17 protein-coding genes are annotated in these 25,724 nt (G+C 42.2%); 9 read left to right on the top strand and 8 right to left on the bottom strand.

The features are described 5' to 3' along the window. Window positions 1-1,208 precede the first annotated feature (1,208 nt). The 4 genes from putP (at window position 1,209) to MSMTP_RS17725 (ending at window position 8,810) form a co-directional block, all read left to right on the top strand. Window positions 1,209-2,687 (top strand): sodium/proline symporter PutP, encoded by a 1,479-nt coding sequence (gene putP / locus MSMTP_RS17745; RefSeq protein ID WP_048182291.1) that lies wholly within the window; start codon window positions 1,209-1,211, stop codon window positions 2,685-2,687. A 1,360-nt stretch (window positions 2,688-4,047) separates the two neighbouring features. Continuing rightward, window positions 4,048-5,229, top strand: a complete 1,182-nt coding sequence (mfnA, locus tag MSMTP_RS17735) for a tyrosine decarboxylase MfnA (protein ID WP_048182286.1) — start codon at window positions 4,048-4,050, stop codon at window positions 5,227-5,229. A 519-nt stretch (window positions 5,230-5,748) separates the two neighbouring features. Beyond that, a complete protein-coding gene (locus MSMTP_RS17730) occupies window positions 5,749-6,843 on the top strand; it encodes a CBS domain-containing protein (protein WP_048182283.1) in 1,095 nt (364 codons plus the stop codon). A 428-nt stretch (window positions 6,844-7,271) separates the two neighbouring features. Beyond that, window positions 7,272-8,810, top strand: coding sequence for a TraB/GumN family protein (locus MSMTP_RS17725; RefSeq protein ID WP_048182280.1), 1,539 nt, complete (start codon window positions 7,272-7,274; stop codon window positions 8,808-8,810). Window positions 8,811-8,853: 43 nt separating this feature from the next. On the opposite strand, the gene MSMTP_RS17720 is transcribed toward MSMTP_RS17725, so the two are convergent. The 8 genes from MSMTP_RS17720 to MSMTP_RS17685 form a co-directional block, all read right to left on the bottom strand. Beyond that, complete coding sequence (locus MSMTP_RS17720) at window positions 8,854-9,141, bottom strand: DUF4405 domain-containing protein (protein WP_082090687.1); 288 nt, start codon at window positions 9,139-9,141, stop codon at window positions 8,854-8,856. 520 nt (window positions 9,142-9,661) lie between these two features. After that, window positions 9,662-10,555: a formylmethanofuran--tetrahydromethanopterin N-formyltransferase gene (fhcD, locus tag MSMTP_RS17715; RefSeq protein WP_048182276.1), complete on the bottom strand. Its 894-nt coding sequence runs from the start codon at window positions 10,553-10,555 to the stop codon at window positions 9,662-9,664. 901 nt (window positions 10,556-11,456) lie between these two features. Beyond that, window positions 11,457-11,936, bottom strand: a complete 480-nt coding sequence (locus MSMTP_RS17710) for a chemotaxis protein CheD (RefSeq protein WP_048184014.1) — start codon at window positions 11,934-11,936, stop codon at window positions 11,457-11,459. A gap of 262 nt (window positions 11,937-12,198) precedes the next feature. Continuing rightward, entirely contained in the window at window positions 12,199-12,843 is a 645-nt protein-coding gene (locus MSMTP_RS17705; protein WP_231582848.1) for a chemotaxis protein CheC, read from the bottom strand. Beyond that, on the bottom strand, window positions 12,794-13,702 hold the full coding sequence (locus MSMTP_RS17700; protein WP_082090686.1) for a protein-glutamate O-methyltransferase CheR: 909 nt from the start codon (window positions 13,700-13,702) through the stop codon (window positions 12,794-12,796). Before MSMTP_RS17700 ends, MSMTP_RS17705 begins: the two co-directional genes overlap by 50 nt. A gap of 134 nt (window positions 13,703-13,836) precedes the next feature. After that, entirely contained in the window at window positions 13,837-16,233 is a 2,397-nt protein-coding gene (locus tag MSMTP_RS20115) for a chemotaxis protein CheA (RefSeq protein ID WP_048182271.1), read from the bottom strand. A 110-nt stretch (window positions 16,234-16,343) separates the two neighbouring features. Then, a complete protein-coding gene (locus tag MSMTP_RS17690) occupies window positions 16,344-17,435 on the bottom strand; it encodes a chemotaxis response regulator protein-glutamate methylesterase (RefSeq protein ID WP_048182268.1) in 1,092 nt (363 codons plus the stop codon). Between the two features lie 73 nt (window positions 17,436-17,508). Continuing rightward, window positions 17,509-17,877: a response regulator gene (locus MSMTP_RS17685; protein WP_048182265.1), complete on the bottom strand. Its 369-nt coding sequence runs from the start codon at window positions 17,875-17,877 to the stop codon at window positions 17,509-17,511. Between the two features lie 1,116 nt (window positions 17,878-18,993). Here MSMTP_RS17685 and MSMTP_RS17680 point away from each other — a divergent pair. From MSMTP_RS17680 to MSMTP_RS17660, 5 genes are all read left to right on the top strand, one after another. Next, window positions 18,994-19,359: a response regulator gene (locus MSMTP_RS17680; RefSeq protein ID WP_048182263.1), complete on the top strand. Its 366-nt coding sequence runs from the start codon at window positions 18,994-18,996 to the stop codon at window positions 19,357-19,359. A 480-nt stretch (window positions 19,360-19,839) separates the two neighbouring features. Next, entirely contained in the window at window positions 19,840-21,477 is a 1,638-nt protein-coding gene (locus MSMTP_RS17675; protein ID WP_048177107.1) for an IS1634 family transposase, read from the top strand. Window positions 21,478-21,584: 107 nt separating this feature from the next. Beyond that, on the top strand, window positions 21,585-23,627 hold the full coding sequence (locus MSMTP_RS17670) for a methyl-accepting chemotaxis protein (protein ID WP_231582847.1): 2,043 nt from the start codon (window positions 21,585-21,587) through the stop codon (window positions 23,625-23,627). Between the two features lie 21 nt (window positions 23,628-23,648). Further along, window positions 23,649-24,161 (top strand): chemotaxis protein CheW, encoded by a 513-nt coding sequence (locus MSMTP_RS17665; RefSeq protein ID WP_048182257.1) that lies wholly within the window; start codon window positions 23,649-23,651, stop codon window positions 24,159-24,161. A 219-nt stretch (window positions 24,162-24,380) separates the two neighbouring features. After that, window positions 24,381-25,712, top strand: a complete 1,332-nt coding sequence (locus MSMTP_RS17660; protein WP_048182254.1) for a GntP family permease — start codon at window positions 24,381-24,383, stop codon at window positions 25,710-25,712. The last annotated feature ends 12 nt before the right edge of the window (window positions 25,713-25,724 follow it).

Below are 25,724 nucleotides of genomic sequence, written 5' to 3'. Positions count from 1 at the left end.
AATGGCCGAGACCATCAAATCCCAAGCTAAAAACAATAGGAAAAGGCATTCTTAAGATTGAAATAAAAATTTGGAGATCAGGCCATAAATGGGAGATTAATGGAGAGTGAGGCCGAATCCCCTCTTTCGGGTGGAAAAAATTAGATAAATTATAACCCCTTCATTTCCACTGAAACAATAAAAATATTTTTTATTTAAGATCGTAATATTAAAATCAACTGTATGAAAATAAAAAAAATGCCAAGGTTAAAAACAACGGCATAAAAAGCAGGAGTAAATTTAGGAAATCAGAAGTAACTTTAGGAAAAAGCCATTCAATCTCTCAATCCTAACTATATAAAATTATTTTCTGAAATTTTGTATAATGACAGGTAAAATAATGAAAAATTCAAAAAACTTATAAAAATATAAGGATACATGGATGTATTCAAAAATGTGGACAATCAGATATAAAAATATACAGCTGTATTGCAGTACGAAAAACCCTAGTTAATAAAAAATAATTACATAAGTCAGTTTCCAACCCCTGACTTTCCTAAAAAACATAAAAAATCCCTGAAATATGGATTTTTAATAACAAAGCAGGGCTTCAAATTCAGATTTGCTGCATAGATTTGCTGCATAGATTTGCTGTATAAATTTGCTGCATAAATTTGCTGCATAGATTTGCTGCATAGATTTGCTGCATAAATTTGCTGTATAAATTTGCTACATAGATTTGCTACATAGATTTGCTGCATAGATTTGCTGCATAGATTTGCTGCATAGATTTGCTGCATAGATTTGCTGTATAAATTTGCTGTATAAATTTGCTGTATAAATTTGCTACATAGATTTGCTGTATAAATTTGCTGTATAAATTTGCTACATAGATTTGCTGTGTTAATAATTATTGCATAAATACTACTGAATGTATCTTGAAGGTATATTTGCTTCAAATTAGGAATCGCAATTCAAAAATCTGAAACATAGCTGTCTAGAACGAATTTGTATAAAAGAATCACAAATAGAACAACCGATAGAAAAAAGTTACAAATGGAACAGGTTATAAAAAAAGTTACAAATGAAACAATTATAGAAAAAGTTACAAATGAAACAATTATAGAAAAGGATTTGGAAATTAAAACCTTTAAAGATTCGTTAAAAATCTTCAAAACCCTTTAAACTCTTTAAACCCTTTAAACCCTTTAAAAAAATGGAGTTAAACAATGGTATCGGATAGTTTTAGTATCATACTTATTTTTGCTTTATATCTACTCTTCATGATCTCTATCGGGGTTCTCTATTATCGAAAAACTGAGAATCTCGCTGATTATATCCTGGGAGGCAGAAAACTGAACAGCTGGGTTACAGCTTTAAGTTCCCAGGCCTCGGACATGAGCGGCTGGTTGCTACTCGGGCTTCCCGGATATGCCTATCTGGCCGGGATGGAAGCCATCTGGATCGGGATAGGTCTTGCCGTCGGGACTTACCTAAACTGGAAGTTTGTGGCTAAGAAACTGCGTCAGTACACCCAGGTTGCAGGCGACGCGATCACTATCCCCGTGTACTTCGAAAACAGGTTCAGGGATAATACCCATGCCCTCAGGATTATTTCAGCCATCCTGATTCTGGTCTTCTTCCTGCTTTATACTTCCTCGGGACTGGTGGCCGGAGGAAAGCTCTTTAACACCGTTTTCGACATCCCCTACCAGCAAGCCCTTCTAATCGGTGCCCTGGTGATAATCAGTTATACTTTCCTGGGAGGGTTCATGGCTGTCTGCTGGACCGACTTCTTCCAGGGTGCACTCATGATCTGCGCCATCGTCCTGGTGCCTTCTATGGCCATGAAAGGAATGGGTGGATATGGCTCAACCTTGGACCTGATCCAGAGCATTGACCCCCAGCTACTCAACCCCTGGACTGCCCTTGCCGGAGGCGCAATCCCCCTGGTCTCAAACCTGGCATGGGGACTCGGATATTTCGGAATGCCCCACATCCTGGTCCGTTTCATGGCCATCGAATCTCCCGATAAGATCAAGCAGGCAAGGCTCATTGCCATGGTCTGGGTCGTAATTTCCCTGATATTCGCCGTCGTCGTGGGACTTGTAGGAAGGGCCTACCTCCACCCCGAATTCCTGGGAGCCGGGGGCAGTGAAACGATTTTCATGGTCCTGGTCAACACCATGTTCACTCCGGTAATCGCAGGAATCCTCCTTGCAGCCATCCTTGCGGCTATCATGAGTACCGCTGACTCCCAGCTCCTTGTGGCCGCCTCCGCCTTTACGGAAGATATCTACAGGATCGTCATGAAAAAGGACGCCAGCGAAAAAGAGCTGGTCTGGCTCGGCAGACTCGCCGTTATCGCAATTTCCACGATCGCCTACATGATTGCCAGGGACCCTAACAACTCGGTCATGGGCCTTGTTTCCTATGCCTGGGCAGGTTTCGGAGCAGCTTTCGGACCGATAATTATCTTCTCCCTCTTCTGGAAGCGGACCACCAGGAACGCAGCTCTGGGAGGAATGGTTTCCGGTGGCCTCATGGTTATCCTCTGGAAGCAGCTTTCAGGTGGGATCTTCGACCTCTATGAAATCGTGCCCGGTTTTGTCCTCTCATGCATCGTGATCTACGTCATAACCATCCTGGACAAGGAAGGCCCCTCAGCAGAAATCCAGAAAGAGTTCGACCGCGTAAAGCAGATGTGAGCCACCGGGGCAAAAATCACAAAAAAGATGTCGAATCCCTGAAGCGTAAATATTCAATTCTCTGAAAAACGAAAATAAAAAGAAGACAAAAATAAGAAAAACGGCAAATTTGATCTATCAGTATAATCTTCCTGAAATAAGATGGAACCGGGGAGAATGAACTGGTAGATCATTTTTATAACTTTTTTCCACCTGAGTTCTCTCAGTTTTCATTCTTTTCTCCTGATTTTTCTCCTGGTTTTTCCCACATTTTATTAGTCAAAAAAGCAATGATTGCAGCAAATCTATTTAAGGTTCCTCAAAAAATGCAACTCTGTGAGTTGGGGTTAGTTAAGACCTTTCGGTTCATAACTTAAATTTGAAATTTTTTATTTATTTATTTATTTATTTATTTATTTATTTATTTTTATGGAAATTAATAAGTTAATAAGCGAGAATCTGGAAATATTTCGCTTTGGATTTCCTAAGAATTTGTCTATTCTATTGTCTATTCTATTGTCTATTCTATTGTCTATTCTATTGTCTATTCTATTGTCTATTCTATTTCTAAAAATTCGGCCTGAACTGTCAATTTCACCTAGATTGAAGAAAGCGCTTAACAAAAGTGAAGAAAGATTGGAAAAGACAAAAATTGAAAAGACAAAAATTAGAAAAGACAAAAATTAGAAAAGACAAAAATTAGAAAAGACAAAAATTAGAAAAGACAAAAATTAGAAAAGACAAAAATTAGAAAAGACAAAAATTGAAAAAAATTCAAAGATTTTAGTTTGCTAATCTCTTTCAATTTTGATCTTTTTCTCTTTCTAAATGTAAAAAGATAAATTTGTAAAGATAAAAGCTCTGTTATGTAGACCCCTTTATTTCCAGTGCAACCTTTAAATAGGACCGGGACCCCATGATTTCGACTGGAGGGGTTTTGAAATTTTGGGTAACGAAATAAAACAAAGTTTTATTTAGTTATGGTAACAAAACAATGTTGTTGTGTTATAACATTAATTGTATATATATTTTGTTAAAAAAAGTTAATTTTGTGGAGGGATTTAAAATAAAATGGAAAAATGAAAAAATGAAAAAAAACATTGCTAAGTTTTATTTTATTAATTTCTGTTCTCCATTAGAAACGTTTTCCAGTGGAAATCATGGGGTCCCTCTCTGCAAACTTCTTACTAAAATTCTATTTGCTCAATCTCGTTCTAAAGTTATTTTTTAACTCTTTTTTTCCAGGTAATCAAAACAACTAACTTCATACAAATTTTAAAAAATTCACATTGGAGTGTCTTGAGCATTCCATCTTCCTGTAAGAATTTTCATAAACACATTCCATAAGTATTTTAAATAGAATTGTTTTTAGTTTATCCATATGAATGAGCAGGGTCTTTCTGAAAAAGAGGTTTTATCCCTCCTGAAAAAGGCGAAATCAGAGGATACAGATTATTATCGTGTTTTAAGTTCAATGTGCACTCATCCCCATGCAATTGCAGCGGAGGCTCACATGCTTTTTATTGAGGCCAACCTGGGGGATCTCGGGCTCTTTCCGGGAACTTATGGTTTTGAAAAGGAAGTCATCAGCATGCTGGGAGAGTTGCTCCATGCTCCTTCCCTTAGAAATTCCGGTAAGTTTTCCGACGGGGAGTTCTGTGGTTATCTTACAACCGGGGGGACAGAATCCAATATCCAGGCAATCAGGGCAATGAAGAACCTGAGTGCTCACAGAAAACCTCAGATCACAAATCCCAACATCGTAATCCCGGATTCGGCTCATTTTTCTTTTGATAAGATCGCAAATATGCTTGGAATAGAGATCCGAAGGGCTGGTCTGGACCCTGATTTCAGGGTTGATCTGGCTTCCGTGGAAAAACTAACCGATAAAAATACCATAGGGCTTGTGGGAATAGCCGGAAACACGGAATTCGGGCAGGTAGATCCTATAGAAGGTCTCTCTGAACTTGTGCTTGAAAAGGACCTTTTCCTGCATATTGATGCTGCTTTTGGGGGTTTTGTAATTCCCTTCCTTGAAAAGTCATATCCTTTCGACTTTGAAGTGCCAGGTGTTACTTCCGTCGCCATTGACCCGCACAAGATGGGCCTTTCCACAATTCCCTCGGGAGCTTTGCTCTTCAGGTCGCACAGCTTCCTCGATTCCCTTCAGGTCAAAACTCCTTATCTCACCACAAAATCCCAGTTCACCCTCACAGGCACCCGAAGTGGGGCCTCAGTTGCTGCAACCTACGCTGTGATGAAGCACCTTGGAAGGGAAGGATACAGGAAAAACGTGGAATACTGCATGGAGCTTACTGAAAAACTTGTAAAAGGTGCCAGAAAACTAGGCTTCTATCCCCTGCTCACCCCTGTTATGAACGTCGTCGCCCTCGGTGTGCCCGAACCTGACCTTGTCCGGGAACAGCTCCATGAAAAATTCGGCTGGAACGTCTCAATTGTCCGCAGCCCCAGAGCCCTCCGCCTCGTCCTCATGCCCCACACTACAACCCAGGATATCGAAGAATTCCTGAAGGCTCTGGAGAAAGTAGTAGCAGAACTTTGAAACGGCTTCGGACTTTGAAAGAGCCTTAAAATACCTTAAACTTTGGATTAGCCTTTCTCTGACTTAACTGGTTTTTTAGTTAGCTGGCTTCTGAGTTAATCGATGGTTCTGAAGCAACCAGTGATTTTGGAATATCGGTAGATTTTAAGTGGATTGGGTTTCAAGCGGCTTACATCTGAGCGCAGGCTATTCGGTCAGGTTTTTATTCTAACTATGTGAATGGTCGGATCTGATCTTATACGATCTTTTTTTCAGGTCACTCTTTTGGACTTCAGTTTATGTACAGTAAATATCTATAGGGTTATTATGTACAGTAAATATCTATAGGATTATTATGTACAATAAATATCTATAGGGTTATTATGTACAGTAAATATCTATAGGATTATTATCAAAGTAATAACATGGGGATTTGAGTAGTACATGGGATTTGAGTATATTATGTATTCTTCGGATCCGGGGTCTTCGGATCAGGGATCTCCTGATTAAAATTATCTTAATGAGAGGGGGATTTTATTTATGCAATCTTCATTGAAAATCGGAAGTGTAATGGGCATACCAATCAAGCTACACGTTACTTTTCTCCTGATATTGCCCGTTTTTGCGTACGTCTTTGCGATCAATCCGCAGCCTTTCGGGTTTTCGGGGGTTGAGCCTCCGCTGACCAGATATGCGCTCTCGACACTGACAGCTATCCTGCTCTTTGTGTCCATTCTTCTGCATGAACTTGCACACTCCTACCTGGCGATGCGGTACGGGGTCAATATTGACAGCATTACACTCTTCCTTTTCGGGGGTGTTTCGTCGATGGAAGAGATGCCAAGGGTACCTTCACAGGAAGCCAAGATGGCGTTTGCAGGGCCTTTAACGAGCCTGGTGATAGGTTTCGTTTGTCTTTTCGTTTACGGAACCTTCATATCTCCTAACTCGGCGCTTGCGGAGAACCCCGTTTTCCTTACAATCTGGATCCTCGGGGCAATGAATGTGGTGCTTGGAGTCTTTAATCTCCTGCCCGCTTTTCCCATGGACGGGGGCCGGGTGCTCCGGGCACTTTATGCCAGGAAAATGTCGTACGTAAAGGCTACCCAAAGTGCGGCAGCTGTCGGGAAGTTCTTTGCAATCCTTATGGCTATTTTCGGTATCCTGATTGGCAACCTCTGGTTCCCCCTGATAGCCCTTTTCATTTATGTCGGGGCATCGGAAGAAGAACGTTCCACTCAGGCTTCGGTGACCCTCGAAGACATAGTTATCCGGGATATAATGACCCCGGTTGTGGTCTCGGTCCACCCTTCCATGAGTGTTGAAGACCTGGTTCACTTCATGTTCGAAAATAAACACATGGGTTACCCTGTCATGGAAGGCGGTGTCCTGAAAGGAGTAGTGAGCTTTACCGATGTCCAGAGGGTTCCCATACTCGAGCGGCCTGTGCTTCTTGTCTCGGATATAATGACTAAAGATATTGTATCCATACCCTCTGACGGCCATGCGACCGATGCTCTGAAACTGGTCTCGAGCCGGAATATCGGTAGGCTCCTTGTCATTGATAATGGGAATCTGGTTGGAATCCTTTCCAGGACAGATCTTGTGCGGACCCTGAAGCTAATGAGTGAGTGAGTTCTTACAAATGAGTTCTTACAAATGAGTTCTTATGGGATCCATAACTGGATAGGTTCTTACAAATGAGTTCTTATAGGATCCATAACTGGATAGGTTCTTACAAATGAGTTCTTATAGGATCCATAACTGGATAGGTTCTTACAAATGAGTTCTTACAAATGAATTCTTACAAATGAGTTCTTACAAATGAGTTCTTATAGGATCCATAACTGGATAGGTTCTTACAAATGAGTTCTTACAAATGAGTTCTTGCAGGATTGAGTTCTTACTGTTCAAGATTCTGGAAAAAATTTCAAGGAGCAAAAAATTATAAATTGCTGGCAGGTAATTACCATACTCCAGATCTTTAAATCTTTAAACGAAGCGGTTTCAGGGTTCAGAAAAATTTTTCTCTTTTCTGGGCCGCCGCAACAGAGAGACTGATAATGGAAAAATCCGATGTCACAGATTCTCAGGACAGAGAGCCTGAGTACTACTTTCAGAGTTCTTCTCAGGATTCTATATACTCTGTGGATGAACTTGCTACCAAATCTGCGGAAGGTGATGTTTCTGCAGGAAAGTCTGAACTGTCTAATTCTTCAGCCTCCAAGCCGGAGAATGCCGAGGCGGAGGTACTTGAATCTGCGGCTGAGGCAGGAACTGTGGTCGAGGGAAAGCTGGACCTGAGCTCTGGCTTTGTTGCAGAACCTTTGGCCGGTTCAACTCCCGTTTCAAAGTTTCAGTCCACTCCGGGGGTTCAGGTTGTTGAAACCCGGGAGGCTGAGCGTCAGCCTTCAAAAATAGTGATCATAGGTACCGCTCATGTTTCGGAGAAGAGCGTGGAAGAGGTCAAGACAACCATCAGGAAGTTAAAGCCTGACATTGTGGCTGTTGAACTCTGCCGGGGGCGCTATGATTCCCTGAAGGGTAATGTCCCGGAGACGCAGCTCCCTATTAAAGATATCCTGGGTGGAGGAAAGGTCTACTTTTACCTGATCCACTGGCTGCTTGCCTATGTCCAGAAGAAGATCGGGGAAGATATGGGTGTCAAACCAGGTTCCGAGATGCTTATGGCAATTGAGGAGGCTGAGGCTGCAGGAGCTAGGGTAGCCCTTATAGACCGGGACATCCAGATTACGCTCCAGCGTTTCTGGGGTAGGATGAAGTTCCTTGAAAAAATCAGAATGCTTGGTTCTCTTGTCGGAGGGTTGATCGGAATCGGGAAAGGAGCTGATATCGATATTGATAGCATCACGGAACAGGATGTGGTCACGGCCCTTGTTAGTGAACTCAGGGACTTTGCCCCGACTGCGGCCGAAGTCCTGATAGATGAGCGGGATGCTTACCTTGCAGGTAGTATTCTCAGGACAGCAGCAGGCGGGAACAAAACTATTGTTGTGGTTATAGGGGCAGGGCACAAGCCCGGGGTTCTCAAATACCTCCAGGAGCCGAAGAGCATTCCTCCCCTGCGCAATCTCATGGAAATCCCTAAAAAGCGCTTCAGTGCGGGCAAAGCAATTGGTTTCGGGATTGTCGCCCTGGCCATAGCGGTGTTTTTGCTCCTGTTCCTCTCGGGCACACCTCTGGAACTCCTGCTAATAGCGTTTGGCTGGTGGTTCCTTATCAACGGAACCCTGAGTGCGGCCGGGACTCTGCTTGCGGGTGGTCACCCCTATTCCATTGTCACGGCTTTCCTGGTGGCCTGGCTGACTTCCCTGAACCCCATGATGGCCGCAGGCTGGTTTGCCGGTCTCGTCGAAGCAAAACAGCGTAACCCGACCACCGAGGACATAAAGGCTCTTGCAGGGATCGATACCTTCGGGGAAATGTTCAAAAACAGGTTTATGCGAGTCCTTCTGGTAGCCAGCTTTGCAAACGTAGGCAGTGTGATAGGAACTTTCCTAGGTGCCTATGTCATGGTGCAGGTAACCGGCATCGACCCGCGGGAAGTTATTCTTTCAGGTTTCAGTGCCCTAGGGTTCTGATTCTCTTTTTCTTTTATTCCTAATTTTTTTCCTTAAAAAACATTCATTCGGGCTCACAAACGGATTCGAATACTTCTGTTTTCACTTTTTCCCTCCTGAAGAAATTTCTCGTTGTGCACACGATCCATCTCCAGTGGAGGATGAGATGGAAAGCTACGATAATTGTCATCAGGATTGCGGATTTGTTGTGAATCCAGAGCCATGTGGCTTTTGTGAGCCCCATATAGACGACATACATACCATGGGGGACTCCCGAGGGTATGAAAAAGTACATGTAAAGGCCTGTGAAGGCAACGATTAGAAACAGAATTGTCAGACAAAAGTCCACCATGTAATTTAGTTTGGTTCTGTTCAGTTTTTCCACTCCGTTTATTTTTTGGTTTTTTTAATTTTACACTTTGTTTATGATCACCGGTGTTAAAATCACACTTCCTGAAACCCTTAAAGGCGAGTGTGTCCTGAAGAGGGATTATGTCCTGAAAGTTATCCACTTTATGTCCTGAAAAGCAATATGTCACTTATCTGAGTATGTTCTAAAAGTAATATGATCTGAAAAATAAAAAGAGTATCTGAAAAAGTGGAAAAGAAAGGGGTAAAACAGAAAAATAAAGGAAAAATACGTTAGAAAAGTAAAGGAAAAATACGTTAGAAAAGTAAAGGAAAAATACGTTAAAAGTAAAGGAAAAATACGTTAGAAAAGTAAAGGAAAAATACGGTAGATAAAAAGAAAGGAAAAATACGGTAGATAAAAAGAAAGGAAAAATACGGTAGATAAAAAGAAAGGAAAAATACGGTAGATAAAAAGAAAGGAAAAATACGGTAGATAAAAAGAAAGGAAAAAGCAGCCGGGCTCAGAAGAGCTCGTGCAGCTTGAACTGGTACTTGCCGAGTTTTCCGCCGTAGTTTCCTGCGGTGATCTTCTTTACACCAGGAACGGTAACTGCGGTCTCAATTCCGATTTTCATTGCCTTCTTGATGCTTTCCTCGTCAATCCCGTTGATTACTATTTCATATACAGAGTTGACGTCGGCCGGAATTTCAGTGCCTTCTACCTTGTCCTTGATGGAGGGGCAGAACTTTTCATTGGCGGTGGCTTTCATGAACGTGTATTTGTTTGCTCCGGACTTGGAGCCGCTGGCCACGATGCCTCCGGGGAAGGGAGTGATACAGCCATCAAGTTCGGCAATTGCGTCCACGGCAGCTTCGGCTGCGGTGAGGGCGCTCATCTGGGAATCTCCAAAGATGAAGAAGTTTCCACCGGCAATCCCACTTATGCCCCCGATGTTTTCCTCTGCCAGGAAGTCCCCTTCCATAATTGGAATCTTGAAGACCTTCTTGCCTGCGATTTCGGTTTCAGACTCTGTACCGTCTGCGAAGAACTTAAGTTTAAATCCTATGTTGAACTGTTTCTCAGCTTCAGGGAGCCCGTTGAATACTGCGGTGGTGGGTGCGGTCAGTACGCACTGTCCGATCCTTTCGAGAAGCTGTTCGTCGAGTGCCTTGTACCCGAAGGTGCAGATCTGGATGTAGACTCCGGGCCTGCCGTCAGGGGTCTCACTGGGGCTTGCAAACCTTTCGATCCCGGCTTCTGCGGGGCACATGATAACGGAAGTCCCAAAGCCGGTAGCTTCATTGGCTGCCACCTGAGCCCAGCGCTTTGTAGCACCGGTTATGAGGACCCTTGCAATCTTGATCGGAAACGCTTCTGCATATGTATCTTCGATTTCTACGCCATTGAGTTCTATATAAATCCCTCGTTCTTTTTTTTCGGTTGTTTTATGTTATTTTGTTGTTGTTTTTACTGTTATTCGGTTGCTATCGCTGTATTGGGATATTCTTTACTGTACATATCTTACTGTACATATAATATCGCATGTACCAATATATCAGGGCAGGTACTGTTCAACACTATCCGGCACTGTTACCTGTTTGCATCTGTTAGCAACGGTCTGAAACTGTCTGACGCTGCTCCTGCCAGTCTGCCGGCATCCTGAACACAGCCACATGGAAGTATACCTGCGACATGGAAGTATACCTGCGATTTTCTGCAGTTCATCTGCGAGTTTTCTGCAATTTCCTCCCATCATTTGCAGTTTCAATCGCAACTATCACCCGTTTACGCAGTACATGCTAAACTTTGTAATACTATTCGTATTATTAATGTCAATTATAATATTTATATTGGATATATAATTTTTCAGAGAAATGGAAATGGACCTTTTTTCAAAGAAGTTTTGAATGACCTTGAAGATATTCTTGTAGTTCAATTCAAAGGAATTGGTGTAAAGAAGTGGTGTAAAGAAGTGGTGTAATGAAGTGGTGTAATGAAGTGGTGTAATGAAGTGGTGTAATGAAGTGGTGTAAAGAAGTGGTGTAATGAAGTGGTGTAATGAAGTGGTGTAATGAAGTGGTGTAATGAAGTGGTGTAATGAAGTGGTGTAATGAAGTAGTGTAAAGAAGTAGTGTAAAGAAGTGGTGTAATGAAGTAGTGTAAAGAAGTAGTGTAATGAAGTAGTGTAATGAAGTAGTGTAATGAAGTAGTTTAATGAAGTAGTGTAAAGAAGTAGTGTAAAGAAGTAGTGTAAAGAAGTAGTGTAAGGAAGTAGTGTTAATGACCGGTTGTAAGTTCGCTTTTTAAGTACAACCTTAGATCTTTTTGCAGCCGTAGAGAGCACTTTTTACATAAAGAATTCCATTAGAGGCATCCAGTATTATCGTGCGTCCGTAATTTTTCCCGGTGTCATCCGCAACAATCGGAATACCGAGTTCAGCTAACGTTTTTTTAGCACATTTTATGTTTCTTTCTCCTATGTTCAAAAAGGTATTCGGAAACATGCTTGCTCCACCGACGATTTTTGCTTCGAGTCTTTTTCTGGAGGCTCCTGTTTTTATTGCTTCTTCTATTATGTACTCTATCCCGGAGTCTGCGTACTTTGCAGGGTTGTTCTCAAGGCGATCTCCCTTTGCACTCGGAAGCATTGCATGGACCAGACCTCCGATTCGCTCTTTCCGGTCATAGATCGTTACTCCTACACAGGAGCCAAGTCCTGAGGTTTTTAGTCTTGCAGGGCTTCTGGCTATTGCAAAGCCTCCTATCCCCACAATAATCAAGCTGGAATCAGGCATATCAGGCATTTTTCAAAGCCCTCCTTTGTGAGGGATATGATTGATTTTTGCCTTCATCCGGACCCCATTCAGGGCAGGCCTGCCGGGTGAAAATGTCTGAACTTGAGAGGGCATGGAACACACTTCAAATTTGATTTTCATACCTGATTTAACTAATTTCTGTTTCAATTTTCCGATCAATTCCTTTTCCTGTCAATATTCATTGTATAGTTAAGTTCGGCTTTTATTTTCCTGTTTGATAGTCCTCATTTCATGGTTTATTTCATGGATTATTTAACATTCCATTGATTTTTTCTAACAGGTAGTCAAGGGAAACCGGATCAAAAAGGGTAACAAAAATTCCTTTTATTTTATTTTCTTTTACCAAAAATTCGGAATCCAGTATGAGAGCTAAATCCGCCTTATAACACATCTCAGTTAGCACGTAATTGAGGATTGAGCCTAACATATCGTATGCATTGTAAGGTGTTGAAATGGAAACGTCTATATGTAAAAAATCCGCAAGGGAGGTGATATAAGTCCCTGCGAGGATGTGGCTAACCTCTTCGATCACAGACCTGTTAATCCTGTCCGCAAGGTTTGCTTCACTTTCTCCGGTTATGGCCTGGCAGAGATTTCTGGCGCTGTCTTCAGGGAAAAAGATCAGGATATAACCATTCAACTCTTTTTTGACATGCATGAAGGTTCCCATAACAAGGGAGTCTGAGGTGCCCGTGATTTTCGGTATATTTTCAATTAATTCAAACCCTGCACCCAAAATATTGGCGTGGACACCAGTATGTGTGAGCTTTGAAAGGGAAGTTGCAGAACTCCCCATCCCTATGTTTCCGATCTCTTTTAATGCTCCATACTCGAAGTTACTTAGCTTCCTGATCTCTTTTCCCATGGATATCTCCTCTTTTCCCATGGATATTTCCTTCATTTTCCTTTACGTAAAGGCGTTCTCTTGTATTGTAAGGCTTGAAATAACCGGCTGCTGTTCCGAGCAGAGTTTCCGCTTTTCCTATTATGAAAAAGCCCCCCTGGCTCAGGGATTTATAAAATTCAAGATGCAGTTGTTCCTGGATTTCTTTATTAAAGTATATCATGACGTTCCGGCAGATAATCATATCAAAATGACTCAACTTCGATCCGGATATCAGGTCATGCTGCTTGAAATGCGTGATGTTCTTCAACTGGTCGGTGACCTGGTACATCTCGTCTTTCTTTATGAAATAGCGTTCCCTTGTTTTTTCATCCACGTTTTTAAGTGAGTTTTCACTGTAGACACCTTTCCTCGCCTTTTCCAGGCTAGAAGAATCAATGTCCGTGCCCATAATGCTTATCCTGTATTTCCCAAAGTCCTTTTCCAGAAGCATGTGCAGCAGTATTGCAAGGGAATAAGCTTCTTCCCCTGCTGCACAGCCTGCGCTCCAGATGCGAATTGCTTTCACCAGTGACTTGGATTTGGATTTTATCAGGGTTGGCAGGACTTCTTTTTCAATCACCGTATAGGTTTCTGGGTTCCGGAAAAATTCACTGACATTTACGGTAAGGGCTTCAATCAGATTCCTGTATTCATCCTGATCTTTTTTAAGGATTTTAAGGTACTCTGCATAGCTACTTGAATTGGTGGCTCTGACACGTACGTTAATTCTACGCCTGAAATGAGACTCCTTATACTGCTCGCAGTTAAAGCCTAGATTTTTTTTGATGGCTTTCTTCAGCAGCTCCAAATCCGGGTCTTCCTCCTGGATTTCATCGGTTCTTAATTTCTCATTTTCCATTTTGTCCACATTTTCCAGTATCTAAGAAAATTGTTTTCCAGAGAATTTTCCAGATTTTTCTAGTGCTTTTTCCAGAGATTTTTTTAGAGATTTTTTTAGAGGGCTTTCCGGAGATTTTTCAGTGAGTAGTTTTTTCAGACAAGAGTATTGATATCAAGGATCAAGACCACATTCCCATCGCCCATAATTGTCGCACCTGCAAACCCTTTTGTCTCCTCAAGTAGTTTGCTTTTGAAAGTTTTTATTATAACTTCCTGTTTTCCCAGCAGTCTGTCAACTACAATTCCTATAACCTGTCCAGCTTTTTCCGCTACTACGACAACGAGTTTTTCTCTCTCTTCAACGGGTAACCCAAAAAGACTGTGCAACCTTAGTAAGGGGAGCACTTTTCCGCTTTCCATAGTAACTTCTTCGCCGTTGATATGCCGAACGGCTTCCTTCTGGATTTCTATATTTTTTATTATGTTGGTGAAGGGGATTGCATACCTTTCATTCCCGACTTCTACCAGCATGGCCTGATAAAGGGCGATAGTCAGGGGCAGTTTTAATTCGAACCTGGTCCCTTTCCCGGGTTTTGATTCGATTTTTATGGACCCTCCGAGATTTTCAATCCGGTTTTTTACGACATCCATCCCCACACCCCTGCCAGAAACATCAGTGACCCTGCTGGCAGTACTGAAACCATGGTTAAAGATCAACTGCATTGCTTCCCTGTCAGGAAGCTGTTCCGCTTCTTCCCGGGAGATAATCCCCTGTTCTTCGGCAGCCTTCCGGAGTTCTGTCGGGTCTATTCCCTGCCCGTCGTCTTCGATTTTTATGATGACGTAATTTTCCTGTCTCGAAGCCTTGAGCATTATCGTCCCTGTCTCTTTTTTCCCGAGTTCAAGGCGCTTTTCCGGGCTCTCAATCCCGTGATCTACTGCATTTCTCAGGAGATGGACCAGGGGGTTCCCGATTTCGTCCAAAACGGTCCTGTCAAGCTTGATTTCCTTTCCCCTTATAATGAAATCGAGTTTCTTGTTTTCTGACTTTGCAAGGTCTCTTACCATTCTGGGGAAGATATTGAGAATATGGTCAAGAGGCACCATCCTTGCTTCTATCACTTCTTCTTGCATTTCCCCGGTAAGTTTTCGGAGTTCCGAAAGTGTCTCCTCCAGTTCCTTGGATTTAAAGTCCAGAGTCAGCTGGTTGATCCTGCTTCTCGTGATCACGAGTTCTCCTGCAAGGTTCATCAACTTGTCAAGCTGTTCAGTGCTAACCCTCACGCTCTGGATGTTCTTTATTTTCGGATTGGGTTTGGAAAAGAAAGGCATTTTTCCGCCTGTTACTGCCTCACCTTCCATTTTCTCCGGCTCAAACCTGGTTTTTTCCAGTGAAGGGCCTTCAGATAAGTTTTCAGATGATATTTCAGATAAGTTTTCAGATGATGTTTCAGATGATGTTTCAGATAAGGTTTCAGACAATTTTCCAGTGGTTTTTTCATGTACAGGGACAGGTTCTCTGTAAGCCTCTCCGTAGCCCTCTTCGGAGCTCAAACTCCTTATTGACACGTCTTCTATTTCAGAAATGTTGCTAATTTCGGTTTTGATGGTGTATCCATCTTTTTTTGTTGAAAAAACCACTTCAAAATCAAGCCCGAAATTTTCTTTTTCAAGTTCATTAATACTCGGAAAGGTCCTGATAATCTTCCCATTTTCCGAAATCTTACGGATTACCAGGGCTGAACGGGCGGATTTCAGGAGACAGGTATCCTGCAGGGCAATGTGGGCGAGCATCACCTTCGCCCCATCCATTTCCGCTTCTTCCATTAATGCCCTTTCTTTTTCTGAAAATTCGATTTCTGTAGTGGGGATGCCTTCTTCTGTTATTGAAAAGGTTGTTGAGGAGCTTTCTGTTATTGAGGAGTCTTCTCCTGTCTCCGGAACTTCTTTTCTTGCCCCTAGATATAGGGAATCTTTTCTTGCCGGATATTGAGAAGTTTCTTCATCTGGATATAGGGGCACTTCTTCACTATTTTTCTCTTCTTTAGTCTCTCTCTCTTTTTCAGCCTCTTCCTCTCTGGAAAAAACCTTCTTCCCTATTGTTTTTTCTTTTGTGTTTGCAGTTATGGGTGTGTTTATGGCTCTGAGTGCTTTCAAAACTTCTCCGGGGTCAGGATAGGTTTTGCTTTTCTCTTCCTCACCGGTTTTACCTCTGCTAGGTTTGATGCCTGCATTTTTACAGGCGTTTTCCACAAGCCCTTCCAGGGAATCAAGGCATTCGAACAGAAGGTCGATTAGAGAGGCATCTAGCTTGAGCTGCTGGGTACGGATTCTTTCAATCAGATTTTCCATTTCATGGGTAAGCTCGACGATTTGCTTAAATCCCATCGTCGCTGCCATACCTTTGAAAGTATGGGCCAGACGAAACACTATATTCACATGTTCCGTATTTTCAGGGTTTTGCTCAAGTGCAAGCAGTGAATCGTTCAATTGTTTGAGGTTTCTTTCGGATTCTTCCCTGAAAATGCCCATATACTTTGACAGATCCATGATCTTTTCCCATTCGATCCTTAACTTTAGGAAGTTCTTTATTTTGCTCTACTTAGCCCTTTTTTGTGATTAATTATAAATTTCGGAAGCATTTTTAGCCAGAAGCATCTTTAGTTAGAAGCATCTTTTATCATGTTCAAGAGCTCCTTCGCAATCCTGTCCAGTGGGAGCACGAAGTCGGCAAGCTTTCTTTTTACTATTTCTCCCGGCATTCCATATACAACGCATGAACTTCGAGCTTCGGCGATAACCTTGCCACCCTTTTTTTTGATTTCTTCTGCCCCTTCCGCTCCGTCACAGTGCATTCCCGTCAGGATAAGCGAGATTATTTTCGGGCCGTAAAGAGGGGCAATGGACCTGAAAAGGACGTTGACGGAAGGCCTTGAACCCAGCTCTTTGGGTGCCCGGCTCAGGCGGACAACATCTTTTTCCCTTCCTTTTACCTTTTTTCGGACAATTTCCATATGATAGTCACCGGGTGCAATAAGCACGACTCCGTTTTCCACCACATCTCCTTCCTTTGCCTCCCTGACTTCGAGGGCTGACTTCGCATTAAGTCTCCTTGAAAGGGATGCCGTAAAGCCCAGAGGCATGTGCTGTACGATTAGGACTGCTGCGGGAAGATCAGCCGGAAGGGCGCTTATAAGCTTTCCCAGGGCTCTGGGACCCCCTGTGGACGTGCCGATTGCAATAACGTTTTTTACAGTGCCTGAAAAGGTCTCGTCACCTACCTTTCTTTCTGCCTTTTTAATCTTGTCCAGTCTTTCTTTTTCCGGGGGCTGCATGCATTCCAGGTTGTCAAGATTGGCTTTTGAGGCGGTCTTAACTTTTTTGCGGATTTCCTCCGCCATTTCCGGAATGCTCTGGCTGAAGACCCCTTCAGGCTTTGGAATTACGTCCACAGCTCCGTATTCAAATGCCGTGAGGGTTATTTCTTCAGCCTTTTCCCCGAGTGCGGAAACCATTATCACAGGGGTCGGGTACTCCTTCATTATCCTGGCAAGGGCTTTAAGACCGTCAAGTACGGGCATCACATTATCTAGAAGTATGACATCGGGCCTGAATTTTTTGATCTTTCCAAGTGCGTCCTTTCCATTGAATGCAGTCCCTATTACCTCGATTTCAGGGTCGTTGTTCAATATATCCGAAAGGACTTTTCGGATCAGGGCTGAGTCGTCTACAACAAGTGCAGTAATGGTCATTTCAGCACTTCATCTTAAAGAAGGTCTTTGTCTTGAAGCAAGTCCTTAAGGTACTTTTTCGAAAAGTGTTTTTTCAATTATCCGGTTCAATGACCTTTTTGATTACTTCCAGTACTTTATCGGGTTCAAAGGGTTTAACTATGAAGTCTTTTGCACCTATTTTTATGGACTCCATCACCACAGCCTTCTGTCCCAGGGAAGAGCACATCACTACTTTCGCCTCGGGATCCAGGTCAAGAAGCTTTTGCAGGGTTTTGGTACCCTCCATATCCGGCAGAATAATATCCATCAGCACGAGGTCCGGTTTCACTTCCTGATATTTCTGAATTGCACATTCTCCATCAGCTACTTCAGCTGCCACTTCGTGTCCCTGCTTTACGAGAATGTCCCTGATCACCATCCTCATAAATTCGGCATCGTCCACGATCATAATCCTTGCCATGTCTTTCCCCTTTTTTAGTTTTTATGAAGCGAGCGACAATAAATTATCTTCTTTCCATTTTTACTATTGCTACTTCCAGCATTAGCTGTTTTTACTATAGTGTTTTTACTATAGTGTTTTTACTATAGTGTTTTTACTAGTGTTTTTACTAGTTTTTTTACTATAGTGTTTTTACTATAGTGTTTTTACTATAGTGTTTTTACTATAGTGTTTTTACTAGTTTTTTTACTAGTGTTTTTTATAATTATTGTTTTTACGAACAAGTGTTTATATTAATTGCCGCACTTTACTAAATTTCTTGCAAATTCCCGCTTTTAATTTAGATATTCGCTTATATTCTCATATATCCTTCTTTACAGACTGCTAGTGGCATTCGCCAACCTCTGATTGAACGTATGAAGATTCTTATTTATGAAAATAAACAACTTACAGTCAAACTACTTACAATCGAGCGATTTACAACTTGTTCCAGGTTTTGAAAGTGAGACTATAAGATATATTGCTGGAATGATTGTCTCGAGGGAAAAATAATGAATTTTTTCCGATTCGAGACCGAAAGTGTAAGATATCAGAAGTCTTCGGTGATATCAATCAAAATTTTGTCTAATCACGTAAATAATATGCTGGCCGTACTATATTAAACTTTTTTGATAACTTGTAAACAAGCTACCAACTAATCTTAGAGTCTCTCGTATTTAAGAAAACGAATTTTTAAATTCTGTTTTAATATTAAAATCATGAAATATGTCATGATAAATAACTTTATATTCTTCTACAGTTTATATAGTACTTTGCAAGTTGGGGTAATCTATCTGTGGTGTCTTAATCCCTTTGTTTTATCCCTTTACCTATTATATCCTAAATTCCAATTAACAACACTTCCGGAAACTGTGTAAGAAAATATTCGTACAAAATGAAAATATTTACATACAATGAAAATATTCACGTAATTCAGAACAATGGTGTACGATAGCAGTAAAATCATAGTAAACAAGTGTTTGAAAAAGCTGGTTGGTCTGTAATATAGCCAACCTGTACAATCATTTACTCTGGTACAATTCTTTAATCTTTAGAGTTCTTATCTTGAGAGCTTGTTAATCTTGAGAGTTGAGTCATATGTCCGAAATCCTTGTTGTTGAGGATAATTTACTTAACCTTATGATTGAGGCAGATCTGCTGAAGTCTTTTGGATATGAGCCGAAGAAGGCAAAAAACGGGGTGGAAGCACTGGAAGTGCTTAATGAGGGTAGAGTTGATTTGATACTGCTGGATATGGAACTCCCGAAGATGAACGGTCTTGAATTTCTTAAAATAATAAAGTGTGATTCTGAGACCAGGGACATCAGGGTGGTTGCCGTAACAGGATACAGTGATTCTGAAAGTGAACAGCAGTTCCTTGAAGCCGGATGCTATGCTGTCCTGCCCAAGCCTATAAATTTCGGCATTTTCAGGTCCCAGATCGAAGAATTTCTGACAGGTTAAGTCCGATTCCCAAGTCCTGTACCTAAGTCCGGTTCCTGAGAGTACCGGAAGAGTTCACGATTTTAATCGCCTATTTACCAAAGGTATCAAAAAATTTATGAATTCTTAAAAATAATACCTATCGAGATATTCGGACTAAACAATCTTTAACAGGATGAGCTTGAATATTTATTTTATTCAGTTTACTTTTCCGGCAAACGCCGCTGGTGGGCTGGAAATTTGATTATGCAGGGTGGAAAAGGCTTTAATACGGACAGGTTGGAGGCTAAGGTGAAAAAAGATGCTTAAACCGGAGTTTATACTTTGTGACTAAAAACGATATCTTGCGGCTTCATTCCTGTAGGGTCTAACTATAATTAAATAATTGTTATCAGATCTGTAATATGAATTGATAAAAAAAACAATCAATATACATTATTTTTTCGAAATAGAAACTAATATTTTAGAAAAATTTATTAATAAGTAGGGTATAATACACATATGCACTTCAAGATTAAAACTATATCGGGCCACAAATACCTTTACGTCATAAAGAATGAACGAATTGATGGAAAAGTTGTCCAAACAATTCAAAAGTATGTTGGGACTGCTGACCAAGTTTATGACCTCATAATGGAAACAAAAGAAACAAGAATAGCATCCTACTCTTTTGGCAAACCAGCTGCCTTACTCAAGGCAGCTGAAGAAGTAGGCCTCATTGAAGCTATGAACAAACACATTGACAGAAAAAGCATAAAAGGCCTTACGCCTGCAGAATATCTCCTTTTAATCATCATCGGAAGATCCGAACATATCCTTAGCAGGAATGTTCTTGATGAATACTTCAAAGAAAGTTTACTCAAATTTTTCTGGAATCCCTCATATAAACTCTCAAGTCAGAACTTCCTTAACTACATGGAAAGATTGGATGAAGAAACAATCCGTAAAATCGAAATTGATGTCTCCAGAACACTAATCCAAAAAGGAATAAGGCCAACTAAACTAACATTTGACACGACTAACTTTTACACTCATATCGAGCATGGAGAGGAACTCCCAAAAAAGGGGTTCTCTAAGGATAAACGGTATGATAAGAACCTGATAGGTGTTGGCTTAACAACTTCAAACAAGAACATTCCTTTTCAGACAATTACCTACCCGGCAAACATACCTGATGTAACTTTGTTTTCAGGTTTAATTGACAACATTTGCAAACGTGTAGAAGAAATCGAGATTCCTCTTGATGAGATTACTATCGTTTTTGATAGGGGAATGAACTCAATAGATAACATAGAACATGTTCTGGATAAAATGCATGTTGTTGGGGCTCTACCTTCTTCGATGTGTAAAGATTTGTTTCAAATTCCTTTGTCCGACTTTGAAGAGGAATGGGAAAATGGAAAAAACAATATCATTAAAGCTCATCGTATTATGGGGAAATGGTATGAACAGAATTTCACCGGAGCAATAAAGTACAGTGAAATTACCAGGAGAAAACAGATGCATGAGTGGGAAACAAAAAGAGTCATGATTCTGGAGAAAATCGAAGAACTAAGATCAAGGCTTAACCACAAAGGAAGGGGAAGAAAAATGACATCAAAAGGCCTTATGAACCGGGTCGTTGATACGGTACCAAAGCAATATAGAGGACTCTTTGATTACAATGTCATTGAAAATGAAGGGAAGTTACAACTTAATTTCAGTTTAAATGAAAGTCGGGAGAAAGAGTTTCTTTCAGGGATGGGAAAGACTGTTGTATTTACTGATAAGGAAAACCTTGCAACAAAAGAAATTGTGGAAATGTATGATTCCCGAAATATGATTGAAGAGGACATAAAGTGGCTAAAGGACAGGTTACTGATACCGATAAAACCTGTATATGTAAGGAAGGATGTGAAGATAAGAGCACACGTGTTTCTTTGTGTAATGGGATTACTGCTCCACAATTATTTACTCCATTTGATTGATGATCCTGAACTGACAATTCAAAAATTGGCCACTAATCTCGAAAAGATAAGAATGAGTCTTGTCTATAGTGCAAAAGAAGAGAAAAATGCAGAGTTTGTTATAGAAGAAATGAACAAAGAAACTGCAAAAATATTTACAAAACTTCAACTTGGGAAGTATATCCCAAGTTGAAATCGTTAACTTAATTAATTTTTTATTAGACTTCAAATTATCGTAGCCAAGAGCCTTTATTTTTCAAGATCTTAGAAACTCCGGTTAAAAACACAAAAATAGGGCACGTGGTAATAGGATTTGCCCTTCTTCTGGTTTTGATCTTTTTTGTTGGGTACACGGGTTACAGCGGTATGGATGAGGTTGAGAAAAAGACCCGAGCCATTGAAAATATGACCTTTATTATTGATAGTATGGAATATGCTGTAATTTCTGAGCAAAACTATATTATTAATGGAGATCCGGCAGCAAAAGATGATGTATATAAGTATCTGGATCTTGTGCCCGAACAGGCAGAAATATCGAAGAACATATATGCAGACTATCTCGACGATGTAAATCAAGGCAGAATGGAGTTTGCTCTGGAGGCTTCCAGTGATTTCAGGGCAGAGTTTGATGATTATGTTGAGGCAGAAGAGGAACAGGCTGCCTTAGAAAGTGGGTTTGTTGTAAGAAGGGGAGAAATGTTGCAGCTGGTCGAAGAGATTTATCTGGACCAGATGGAGCAGTATAAGCAATATACTGAGGAAGGGGCTTCAAATGAGGTTCTTATTGAAAAATTGTCCAATGCGGAGGATACACAGGAAATTATAGTAATGATGCTGCAGGCCAAAAGTGAATATCAGAGTTATGCTGTTACCGGAGACCCGCAGCACGTTGAAAATTATGATCAGCTTGCAGTGGCTGTCATTGAGGAGGTTGCTGATTTAAGTTTACGCCTGGAAAAGCAGGAAAATATTGATCGTGCAGAGATGGTAATTTCTGAGTCCGAGAAAATCCGTGTAGATGTAGGGCGACTTGTAGTTCTGGAAAACAGGAAAGATGAGGCGGAGGAAAATATGCTGGTAATAGCCAGGCAGGTAGAAACCGTCACTAAGGCTGCAAGTGCTGATCAGAGGGAACAATTGAACACCCTGATCCGCGGGTCTATCAATGAAATCCTCCTGGTAACGCTCTTTTCGGTATTTCTCGGTGGTTTTCTCGTTTTCGTGATTTTGAACCTTTACAGAAAGCCGATTTACGAACTGCTAGATGCTTCCGAAAAAATATCTGAAGGAGATCTAACTGTTGAAATCAAGGGCACTTCCCGCAGTGAAATATCCCTTCTCTCCAAAGCCTTCGGCAACATGGTTGCAAACCTGCGCCAGCTTATCAGGGAAGTCCAGAAAGGTTCACTCCATCTTGCCACACTTTCGGAAGAAATGTCTGCTTCTTCCGAGGAAGTAGCTTCTGCATCAAGAAAGATTTCGGATACTGCAACTGAAATCTCGCACGGCGCAGAAATGCAGACTTCAAAAATAGTGGATATAACCCATGCAATGCAGGACATGACCCACAACATCCAGGAAGTTGCCGATAATACCCAGAAAGTTTCTAAAAACACAAACTTTGTAAATGATACGGTTAACAACATCGGGAACGTTTCCAAAGAAGTCCTGGTAAAAATGGGACGTATCCAGTCCTCCGTAGATGAAACCGAAAGCGTGATCAAAGGTCTTGACGTCAAATCATGGCAGATCAATGAGATTGTGGCGCTCATTACCGGGATTGCAGACCAGACCAATATGCTTGCACTCAATGCGGCAATTGAGGCTGCAAGGGCAGGTGAACACGGGAAAGGTTTCTCTGTTGTAGCCGATGAAGTCCGCAAACTTGCCGAAGAATCCGGGGGTGCTGCCAAGAATATTTCAGGACTGATCGATGAAATCAGGACCGTTATAGGTGACACTGTAGAGTCTATAGAAGCCAGCAAGGGTGATGTGAAGGTCGGTTCCAGTTCCGTGAAGGAGGCTCTTGAGATGGTCAACGGGATTGTTTCCACGGTCAACGAGATCACAAACATGATCGAGGACGTTGCAGCAGCTACTGAGGAACAGTCTGCGTCCATCGAAGAGATTACCTCTACCCTGGAGGATATATCTTCAATATCGGAGCAGTCCGCTGCCGGAACCCAGGAAGCTGCGGCAGCTCTCGAGGAACAGAGCGCTTCAATGTCAGAACTTGCCAGTATGGCCAACGAACTCTCTTTGCTCGGGGAAAGAATGAGGAGAGCCACCGAAAAGTTCAAGCTTGGGGATTTTGAAGAAAGGCCGGAAAACAAGGAAGATTAAGCCCCTTATTGAGGAATTGCCATGTTTGAAGAAACATCAGGACAGGATTCGGGAGTGTCGGATGAGGGACTTCAGCTTGTGGTCTTTGAGCTTTCGGGAGAAGAATTCGGGGTCGATATTATGCAGGTCTCCGAAATTATCCCGGTTCCCAGGATCACCCGGGTCCCCCAGGCCCCGGAGTGTGTAAAAGGGCTGATCAACCTGCGGGGAAAAATCATTGTCTTGATCGACCTGAATATCCGCCTGGGTTTCAGCCCGAAGGAGCGCGATGAGCTCTCCAGAATCATTATCGTGGAAGTAGGGGATACTGTCATCGGTATGCTCGTAAATTCCGTGAAAGAGGTCATGAGGCTCCCTCTCTCTTCCATTGAACCTACACCTGAAATGATAAAGTCAAAAATAAATGCCGAATACCTGAAAGGAGTCGGAAAGCTGGATGGTCGGCTTCTCATCCTCCTGAAACTGGAAAAGGTGCTTGGAGAAGAAGAAGTGGACGAACTCAATCAGCTTTCTCTGCCCGAAGAAACTACCTGATAATACCACCTTTTTTCCACTCCTTTCTTTCCGCCCCTTAGCACCCTTTTTCTGCTCTTTTCTTTCCCTCCCTTCCTAACAAAACCTTGTAGAACAGTAACTTTCTCTCCTCAACAAACTTTTTTCCCCAACAAACTTTTTTCCCCAACAAACTTTTTTCCCCAACAAATCTCTCTCTTCAACTATATTTTTATATGTTCGGATGAAATTCTAAGTTGCATGAATCCGGTTCTTATCTTCCTTTTTGCCCTCATCTGCATTCTGCTCCTGACCGCAAAATTCAGGATTCATCCTTTCCTGAGCCTGGTTTCGGTATCCATCCTCACGGGAGTTCTGGCAGGTGAACCCCTCAGGACAGTGGAAACGGTAAGTTTGGGTATGGGTAGGGTATTTTCCCACTTTGCAATTATCATTACCTGTGGGAGCATCATTGGAATCGTACTCCAGAGGACCGGGGGTACCTCCGTGATTGCCGACGATATCATTCGTTTTTCCAGGAAACCTCTTTTGGCTCTGAATTTCCTCGGTTTTCTCTTTTCCGTGCCCGTGATGTGCTGCATCCTGGCCTACGTTATCTTTGTTCCGATCGCAAGAGAGTTGGCAGCCAGGATCAACACCCCCTCGATTTCTAGTGCAACCGCCCTGGCGCTGGGTACGCTTGCCTCTTTCAATCTTGTCTACCCCTCCCCCGTGATAATCTCGGCAGCAGAAGAGCTTGGGGCAAATATTAACCTCCTGATCCTGTTGGGATTTTTGATTTCAGTTCCCACGTCCATTGCAGGGTACCTCTATGCCAGGAAATTCAGTGCTGGTGAAGGGGCAGGGACTTTAGGGCCTTTAAGGAAAAGTGAACAGGAGCTTTCAGGGCTCAAGGGGTCAGTAATCAAGGAAGGGGAATTGGAAAAGACAAATGGAAAGTTTAGAAGGCTTGAAGCCTATGCTCCTGTTTTTTTCCCCCTACTCCTTATTCTCTCCCGCGCGATCTTTGAAACCCCTCCTCCGCTACTCATGTTCTTCGGCGACCCGAACATAGCTCTTCTGATCGGGGTACTCCTTTCCTTTCTTTCCGGGAGGAGGCTGGGACTTGAAGTGCTCAGAACTCTTATAGAAAAAGCCGTGAGAAGGGGTGGGGTTGTCCTCCTTGATCTATGCGGGGGTGGGGCTCTTGGGGCAACTCTTGCCATGACAGGTTCCGGGGAGGCCCTGGGACAGATGTTCATGCAGCTGAACCTTCCCCATATCATGGTGCCCTTCCTGGTTGCTGCTGCCCTCCAGACCGTTCAGGGCTCAAGGGTCGTGACAATGCTCGTTGCTCCTTCTCTTATGATGCCTCTACTGCCCGAACTCGGGCTTCCTGTGGAAATTCTCATCCTGTCCATGGCATCGGGCACTTTCCTGTTCTCACACGTCAATGACCCCTTTTTCTGGATTTTCGGGGAACTGGCTGAAATTGAGCCTCAGCAGGTATTCAGGGCATATACCCTGGGAGGAGCCCTGATGGGTGTTGTTAGTTTCCTGCTTGTCTGCGGAGTCTATTTGATCGGTTACTGAAAAAAATGCATT

This window comes from Methanosarcina sp. MTP4 (assembly GCF_000970045.1).
Classification (GTDB): domain Archaea; phylum Halobacteriota; class Methanosarcinia; order Methanosarcinales; family Methanosarcinaceae; genus MTP4.
The sequence above is the reverse complement of the archived record's forward strand: the minus strand, read 5'-3'. Positions and strand labels throughout refer to the sequence as shown.

Coding starts and splice junctions, on each gene's coding strand:
- putP (WP_048182291.1), top strand. CDS start 1,209: ATGGTATCGGATAGTTTTAGTATCATACTTATTTTTGCTTTATATCTA.
- mfnA (WP_048182286.1), top strand. CDS start 4,048: ATGAATGAGCAGGGTCTTTCTGAAAAAGAGGTTTTATCCCTCCTGAAA.
- MSMTP_RS17730 (WP_048182283.1), top strand. CDS start 5,749: ATGCAATCTTCATTGAAAATCGGAAGTGTAATGGGCATACCAATCAAG.
- MSMTP_RS17725 (WP_048182280.1), top strand. CDS start 7,272: ATGGAAAAATCCGATGTCACAGATTCTCAGGACAGAGAGCCTGAGTAC.
- MSMTP_RS17720 (WP_082090687.1), bottom strand. CDS start 9,141: ATGGTGGACTTTTGTCTGACAATTCTGTTTCTAATCGTTGCCTTCACA.
- MSMTP_RS17710 (WP_048184014.1), bottom strand. CDS start 11,936: ATGCCTGATTCCAGCTTGATTATTGTGGGGATAGGAGGCTTTGCAATA.
- MSMTP_RS17705 (WP_231582848.1), bottom strand. CDS start 12,843: ATGGGAAAAGAGGAGATATCCATGGGAAAAGAGATCAGGAAGCTAAGT.
- MSMTP_RS17700 (WP_082090686.1), bottom strand. CDS start 13,702: ATGGAAAATGAGAAATTAAGAACCGATGAAATCCAGGAGGAAGACCCG.
- MSMTP_RS20115 (WP_048182271.1), bottom strand. CDS start 16,233: ATGGATCTGTCAAAGTATATGGGCATTTTCAGGGAAGAATCCGAAAGA.
- MSMTP_RS17690 (WP_048182268.1), bottom strand. CDS start 17,435: ATGACCATTACTGCACTTGTTGTAGACGACTCAGCCCTGATCCGAAAA.
- MSMTP_RS17685 (WP_048182265.1), bottom strand. CDS start 17,877: ATGGCAAGGATTATGATCGTGGACGATGCCGAATTTATGAGGATGGTG.
- MSMTP_RS17680 (WP_048182263.1), top strand. CDS start 18,994: ATGTCCGAAATCCTTGTTGTTGAGGATAATTTACTTAACCTTATGATT.
- MSMTP_RS17675 (WP_048177107.1), top strand. CDS start 19,840: ATGCACTTCAAGATTAAAACTATATCGGGCCACAAATACCTTTACGTC.
- MSMTP_RS17665 (WP_048182257.1), top strand. CDS start 23,649: ATGTTTGAAGAAACATCAGGACAGGATTCGGGAGTGTCGGATGAGGGA.
- MSMTP_RS17660 (WP_048182254.1), top strand. CDS start 24,381: ATGAATCCGGTTCTTATCTTCCTTTTTGCCCTCATCTGCATTCTGCTC.